Source organism: Corallococcus llansteffanensis, assembly GCF_003612055.1.
Lineage (GTDB): Bacteria > Myxococcota > Myxococcia > Myxococcales > Myxococcaceae > Corallococcus > Corallococcus llansteffanensis.
On the sequence record NZ_RAWB01000586.1, the window covers coordinates 1 to 6,146 of the forward strand.

Consider the following 6,146-nt stretch of genomic DNA (forward strand, 5'->3'; position numbering starts at 1 on the left):
GGGAAGAGGAGGCTTCGGCGCACTCGGAGGCGCGGAGGATGGCCCTGCGCACCAGCGTGGGCGTGTCCAGCAGCAGGCCCACGCGGCCATCGCCCAGGATGGTGGAGCCGGAGATGCCAGGGATGCCCTGGAAGAGCTTGCCCAGGGGCCGGATGACGCGCTGGCCTTCGCCCTGGAGCTCGTCCACCGCCAGCCCGACGACGCCATCCGGGTGCTTGAGGACGACGACGTTCTCCCGGGCCGGCAGGTCGCCGCCCAGCCCGAAGACCTGGCGCAGCCGCAGGTAGGGCAGCGGCTGGCCGCGCAGGGACAGGACGCCGGAGGCGCTCGATGAGCGCTCGTCGGCGGGGACCTCCATGCACTCCTGCACGCCCTCGATGGGGACGACGTAGACCTGGTCGCCCACGCCCATGGCGAAGCCCTGGATGACGGCGAGCGTGAGGGGCAGGCGCAGCGTCAGCGTGGTGCCGCGCCCCTCCTGGCTCTGGACGGAGACCGAGCCGCGCAGCGCCTCGATGTCACGGCGCACCACGTCCATGCCCACGCCGCGTCCGGACAGCTCCGTCACGGTGGCCGCGGTGGTGAAGCCGGGCTCGAAGATGAGGCGCAGGAGCTCGTCGTCGCGCAGTCGCTCGGGCGCCGCCACGAGGCCCCGCTCCCGGGCGCGCTCGCGGACCCGTTCGCGCTGGATGCCCCGGCCGTCGTCGGACAGCTCCACCACGACGCTGCCGGCGTCATGGTAGGCCTTGAGCCGCAGGTGGCCCCGGGGGTCCTTGCCCGCGGCCTGGCGCTCGTCGGGGGACTCGATGCCGTGGTCCAGCGCGTTGCGCAAGAGGTGCAGCAGCGGGTCGCGCAGCGCGTCCAGCACCGCGGTGTCCAGCGTCGCGTCCTCGCCCTCCAGCTCCAGCAGGGCCAGCTTCTGCTGCGAGCGGGCCAGGTCCCGCACGGTGCGCAGGTGCTGACGGAACAGCGGCCCCACCGGGACCATCCGGACCTTCATCACCTCTTCCTGGAGCTCCTCGAAGAGGGGATCCATCTCCCGCTGCTGCGCGAGCGCGTCCTCCCAGCTCGCGCCCGAGCCTTCCGCGCCCGTCAGGAACTGCGTCATCCGGCCGCGAGCGACGGACAGCTCCGCGGTGAGCGTGACGATGCGGTCCAACCGCTCCAGGTCCATCCGCGAGCGGCCCCGCGTCGCGCCGCGCGCCTCCGGAAGACGCGGGAGGCCAGGCGGCGCCGGGGCCGCGGGAGCCTCCTTCACGGAGGGGTGGGCAGAGGCGGTGCTCTTGAGCAGGGCGAGGTGGGCCTTGTGGACCGCGCCCAGCGAGTCCACGCCGGCGAGGGACGCCTGGCTGAGGTCGCGCAGGTGGTCCACGGCGTTGAGCAGGAGCGACACCCGCTCCTCGTTCACCGTGAGGCGCCGGTCGAGCAGCGCCTGGAGGAGGTCCTCGACGCCGTGCGTGTAGTCCGTCACGGCCTGGAAGCCGAGCGAACCCGCGGCGCCCTTCAGCGTATGCGCCCCGCGCAGGATGCCCGGGAGCAGGTCATCCGCGGGAGACAGCTCCAGCGCGATGAGGCCCTCTTCCATGGAGGAGACGAGCCGCTCGGCCTCCGCGGCGAAGATGACGAGCACCTTCTCCCACTCTCCGGCTGTCTCTGACGTCATGCCCCCCAGGCCCGTCACCGCCCGGCACCCCGACTCAAGGGAACCGGCGCGTGTCGTGGGACATCAGGAGGGGAGTTCAACGACAGCCGCTCGGGGGCGGAGGTCATGGGGGCTCGATGCGACAGGGGTGGAGGCAGCGACCCTTCGGGAAACACAGACACACGAATCCCGTCCTCACAATGTGAGCCATTGCCGCGGAGGTGGGCCGACCTCCCCGAAGAGGAATGAACTGAGGGAATGAGAGTATCAAGAATGTAACACGAGCACAACCCGACTGGATAAATGGCGTTTAAGCGGAATTATCAGCCAGACAGCCGGCCTGCTTGCTTTCAGTTCTTTTCGGAGGCCGGCCCTACCCATGACTGGGGTTTCCGGGCGGGGCAATGCCAGTCCTGCGACAGCGCACCTGCACCTGCATGACCTGATGGATTGGATTTGGACGTGCCGTGCCCGGCCATGGGTGTGCCTCGCCCCACCGAGACATCACGCCCCCACGCCTCCGGGGGACGACGCCCGGGCGCTGGCCGGACGGCCTGGTGCCGGACGTGGACGACTCGCTGGCGAGCGGCTTTCCGCGGCAGGTGGACCTGCCCACGTGGGCCCTGCCGGACTACGACACCTTCAGTGAGCGCTGGGGGCCATTCCTGGACGGCTCCCCTGACAGGGAGCGCCTCCTGCTCATCCGGCGCCACCTGAAGCTGCGTCGGGAGTGCGCCGCGCCCTGACATCACCGGGGCGCCTGCTTCATCCCCTGCGATTCCACCGTCAGGACCTAGGACTCCGGCGACCCATCCCCGTCCAGCTCCCCATGCATGGGAAGGCGAAGCAGGGCTCTGTGGCCGGATTGGCGCACATACGCCACGGTGTAGAGCGTGCCCCCAACCGCTACAGCGGCACCATGAGGAGGCTCGGGATGCGCCGTCAGCCAGGCCTCCGCCGCCTCTCGGGTGTCGAAAGAGCAGAGGGGAACCGGGGCGGCATTGGAGCCGAGGCGCTCCCGATAGTCCTCGAACGCGTGCAGCTTTCCGAGCGACAGGATGAAGGAGAGCCCGTCCGCGGCAACGTCCAACGCCTCCTGCTCTTCAGGTGTTCGCGCCCTCGTGCGCAGTTGATAGAGGCGGTCGAGCAAACTGGCGGTGTCCATGCTCATGGGGCAACTCCAACGAACCCTGACTCGACCGCGCCCCCTGTGGAGGCCATGAGAACCATGGGAGCCAGGACGAGCGCCCCCGCGCCCGCCGAAATGACGACAAAGGTCACACCGGCAATGACGACGATGGCTCCTGCCAGTAATTCCGTACGGTGACGCTTCAGCCAGTCAACAGCCCCCCCTACCGCGGAGAACGCCAGGAACTGACGCCCTTGAGTGCCCAGGCACTGCTCATATTCAGCAAGACATTGACTACTGCAGTAGTTGATGTGCCTGGCGCTTCCATACTCGATGTGGCCGAAATGCGCAGGAAGCTTGAGCCTCATGCAAGCGCGGTAGCAGGCCGTGTGCTCCTCATCGCAGTCCCGGCTCCGACGCGAGGCGAGCGTAATGCCACCCTCATTCCGAGGAAGATCCGCTTTGGAGGCGTGGCGCCAGGAATGATGACTGCTCCCGTCAGGCAATTCCTCGACAGTCAGAACGAAACCGTTGATTTCTTCCGCTCTTGGGTGGGCGACAGCGCGGGCACCACCGCAGGAGACGAGGACAATCGCAAGGGTAGAACCCAGAAGCTGGCACAACACACCCATCATTTGCATGAGATCCTGATTGCTCGCGTACGACATCGACGCGTTCCGATGACACATACCCACTGCCGACGATCCGTCCCTACCCGCGCAGTAGCGCCAGCCCACGCAGGAAGTCGTCGGGCAGCGGGGACTCCACCTGGACGAGCTTCCCCGTCGCGGAGGAAGGCACCTCCAGCCGCCACGCATGCAATGCCTGTCGTCCCACGGCGAGCGCGGCCGGGTGCGTGCGCGCGGCGTCGGTGCCGTAGACGGCGTCGCCCAGCACCGGGAAGCCCGCCTCGGAGAGCTGCACGCGAATCTGGTGCGTGCGGCCCGTGTCCAGCTCGATGTCCAGCAGGGCCCCCTCCCGGAACCGCTCGCGCACCGTGAACGTCAGGGCCGCCCGGCGCGCGGAGGGCACGCGGGTGGTGAAGCGGCGCGGGTCCTTCGGGTCGCGCGCATAGGGTCCTTCCAACCGGCCCGTGTCCGGCGGCCGTCCCAGCACCAGCGTCTGGTAGCGCTTGTCCACGCGCTTCTCCTGGAAGGCCTTCAGGAGCGCGGCCACGGCGTCATCCGTCCGGGCCAATGCCAGACACCCGCTCGTCTCCCGGTCCAACCGGTGCACCACGCCCGGCTGCGCCACGCCCTCCACGTCGAATGGCGGGCACCGCGCCGCGAGCAGCCCCACCACGGAGGCCGCGCGCCCCTCCGGCTCCACCACCAGCCCCGGCGGCTTGGCGATGATGAGGAGCGCCGCGTCGTCGTACAGCACCGGCAGCTCCGGGCCCTCCAGGGAGGAGGGAGGCGGCGGGCGGGGCTCCGGCGTCTCCAGCTCCAGTTCCTCGCCCCCCCAGAGCTTGCGCGTGGCCTGCGCCTTCTTGCCCCGGATGCGCACACGCCCGGCGTCCAGCAGCGCGCGGGCGCGCTCCGGCGTGAGGCCGGGGACGTGCTTCGTGAGGAACCGGTCGAGCCGCTCGCCCGCGACCGCCTGGGGGACCACGAGGACCTTGTGCCGCGCCATGTTCCTCCCGTCTCTCATGGCAGGCAGGGAGTCAACGCCCTGCTGCCTCCTTCCCTGCTTCGCGGGCCGTGTAGGCATGCACCCACCGAGCACGCGTCAGGGGAGCGCAGTAGAACGGGCCCGCCTTGGCCATCTTCCAGCTCTCGCGCTTCTCCTCGTTCCGGGCCCTGTCGCACCGGGACTTCGCCTACCTCTGGGCGGGCATGCTCGTGTCCAACATCGGCACGTGGATGGAGTCCGTCGCCCTGGGGGTCTACGTCACGCAGGTGACGGGCAAGGCCGGATGGACGGGGGGCGTCGCCGCGCTCACCCACCTGCCCTCGCTCGTGCTCGCCCCGCTGGGAGGCGCGCTCGCGGACCGCTTCGACCGGCGCTCCTTCATGGCCGTGTGCGTGTGCGTCCAGGCGCTGCTCGCCGCGCTGCTCACGGTGCTGGCCGCGACGGGCAACCTGTCCGTGCCGTGGGTGGCGACCATCTCACTGCTCAACGGCGCCTTCAGCACGCTCTCCATCCCCTGCGCCACCGCGCTCACCGTCGCCGTCGTCCCGCAGGAGGACCTGCACAACGCGCTCAGCCTGGACTCGGCGCAGTTCAACCTGGGCCGCATCATCGGGCCCGTCCTCGCCGCGCTCGTGCTGACGCAGCTGGGCATCGCCGGGGCCCTCTTCATCAACACCCTCTCCTTCCTCGCCGTGCTCCTGGCCCTGGCCCGGATGCACGGCGCGGTGCGCACCCCGCCCAGGGTGGAGGCGCTGTGGGCCGGCATCGTCCGGGGCGTGAAGCTCGCGTGGACGGACCCCGGCATCGCGCTCGCGCTGGGGACGGGGGGCTTCGTCGGGCTGCTCATCTCCCCCTTCGTGGGGCTCGTCCCGGTGTTCGCCCTGAAGGTGCTGGGGGGAGACGCCACCACCACCTCGATGCTGCTCACCGCGCAGGGCACGGGGGCGGTGCTCGCGGCGTTCAGCACGGGGGCCATCGTCGCGCGCGTGGGACGGCGGGCCCTGCTGGAGGGCGCCATGGTGCTCGTGGGCCTGTGCTCCGCCATCTTCTGGCTGTCCCCCACGCTGCCCGTGGCCCTGGGCGCGCTGTTCGTCCTGGGCGCGGTGTACCTCGTCGCCTTCACCGGCCTGAAGACGGTGTGCCAGGCGCGCACGCCGCCGGAGCTGCAAGCGCGCGTGAGCAGCCTGTTCCTGCTGCTGGTGAACATGGGCTACGTGCTGGGCGTGTGGGGCCAGGGCATGCTGTCCGACCGCCTGGGCGTGCGGCCCATCACCGCGGGCGCCGCCCTCCTCTTCTTCGGCATCGTCGTGGTGACACGTGCCCTGCGCCCCCGCGGGCTCGCCACGCTGGAAGACGTGAAAGCAGGCTAGGCTGGGTGCGCAGTCAATTCAGGAAACCATTTCCCTGGAGCACCCATGCGAGCAGGATTCATCAAGGGGTTGTTGCTGGCCGCGGGCGTCATGCTGGCGGGCTGTGGTGGCACGGAGGCCCTGGACGTGACGGAGGATCCGTCCTTCGTCCAGACGGAGCAGTCGTTGACGTGTGGTTCGAAGCTGCCCCCGTGTCCCGAGGGCTACCACTGCAGCACGGACGGCATCCGGGGCACCTGCGAGTTCGACAACCCCGCGCTGTGTGGACCGGCGCTGCCGCCCTGCCCCACCGGCACCTATTGCTACGCCTATCCCCGGGGCTACTGCCGGCCCAGCCCCTGAGACAGTTTCAGGGATGGGAGGGGTGCAGGAT

At 69.9% G+C, this 6,146-nt stretch carries 7 protein-coding genes; 3 read left to right on the forward strand and 4 right to left on the reverse strand.

Going from position 1 to position 6,146, the window contains the following annotated elements:
* On the reverse strand, positions 1-1,663 hold a 1,663-nt coding region (locus D7V93_RS35765), incomplete at its 3' end, for a chemotaxis protein CheA (protein ID WP_147451516.1).
* Positions 1,664-2,109: 446 nt separating this feature from the next.
* On the opposite strand from D7V93_RS35765, the gene D7V93_RS35770 reads away from it, so the two are divergent.
* Positions 2,110-2,388 carry a hypothetical protein gene (locus D7V93_RS35770; protein ID WP_147451517.1) on the forward strand — a complete coding sequence of 93 codons (279 nt, stop codon included), beginning with the start codon at positions 2,110-2,112 and terminating at the stop codon, positions 2,386-2,388.
* Between the two features lie 47 nt (positions 2,389-2,435).
* Here the strand turns inward: D7V93_RS35770 and D7V93_RS35775 are convergent, their stop codons facing one another.
* Genes D7V93_RS35775 through D7V93_RS35785 form a run of 3 tightly spaced genes read right to left on the reverse strand, consistent with a single transcriptional unit; the run spans position 2,436 to position 4,403 of the window.
* Entirely contained in the window at positions 2,436-2,813 is a 378-nt protein-coding gene (locus tag D7V93_RS35775) for a hypothetical protein (protein ID WP_120647625.1), read from the reverse strand.
* A complete protein-coding gene (locus tag D7V93_RS47040; RefSeq protein ID WP_244237706.1) occupies positions 2,810-3,439 on the reverse strand; it encodes a hypothetical protein in 630 nt (209 codons plus the stop codon). Before D7V93_RS47040 ends, D7V93_RS35775 begins: the two co-directional genes overlap by 4 nt.
* 43 nt (positions 3,440-3,482) lie before the next feature.
* Positions 3,483-4,403 (reverse strand): RluA family pseudouridine synthase, encoded by a 921-nt coding sequence (locus tag D7V93_RS35785; RefSeq protein WP_120647626.1) that lies wholly within the window; start codon positions 4,401-4,403, stop codon positions 3,483-3,485.
* Between the two features lie 125 nt (positions 4,404-4,528).
* Between D7V93_RS35785 and D7V93_RS35790 the strand changes: the two genes are divergently transcribed.
* Together D7V93_RS35790 and D7V93_RS35795 are read left to right on the forward strand one after the other, a co-directional pair.
* Positions 4,529-5,773, forward strand: a complete 1,245-nt coding sequence (locus D7V93_RS35790) for an MFS transporter (protein ID WP_120647627.1) — start codon at positions 4,529-4,531, stop codon at positions 5,771-5,773.
* Positions 5,774-5,818: 45 nt separating this feature from the next.
* Positions 5,819-6,115 carry a hypothetical protein gene (locus D7V93_RS35795; protein WP_120647628.1) on the forward strand — a complete coding sequence of 99 codons (297 nt, stop codon included), beginning with the start codon at positions 5,819-5,821 and terminating at the stop codon, positions 6,113-6,115.
* Positions 6,116-6,146: the final 31 nt, after the last annotated feature.

What these genes read in the sequence shown, in the direction of transcription:
- D7V93_RS47040 (WP_244237706.1), bottom strand. Translation starts at nt 3,439, where the DNA reads ATGTCGTACGCGAGCAATCAGGATCTCATGCAAATGATGGGTGTGTTG.
- D7V93_RS35775 (WP_120647625.1), bottom strand. Translation starts at nt 2,813, where the DNA reads ATGAGCATGGACACCGCCAGTTTGCTCGACCGCCTCTATCAACTGCGC.
- D7V93_RS35785 (WP_120647626.1), bottom strand. Translation starts at nt 4,403, where the DNA reads ATGGCGCGGCACAAGGTCCTCGTGGTCCCCCAGGCGGTCGCGGGCGAG.
- D7V93_RS35795 (WP_120647628.1), top strand. Translation starts at nt 5,819, where the DNA reads ATGCGAGCAGGATTCATCAAGGGGTTGTTGCTGGCCGCGGGCGTCATG.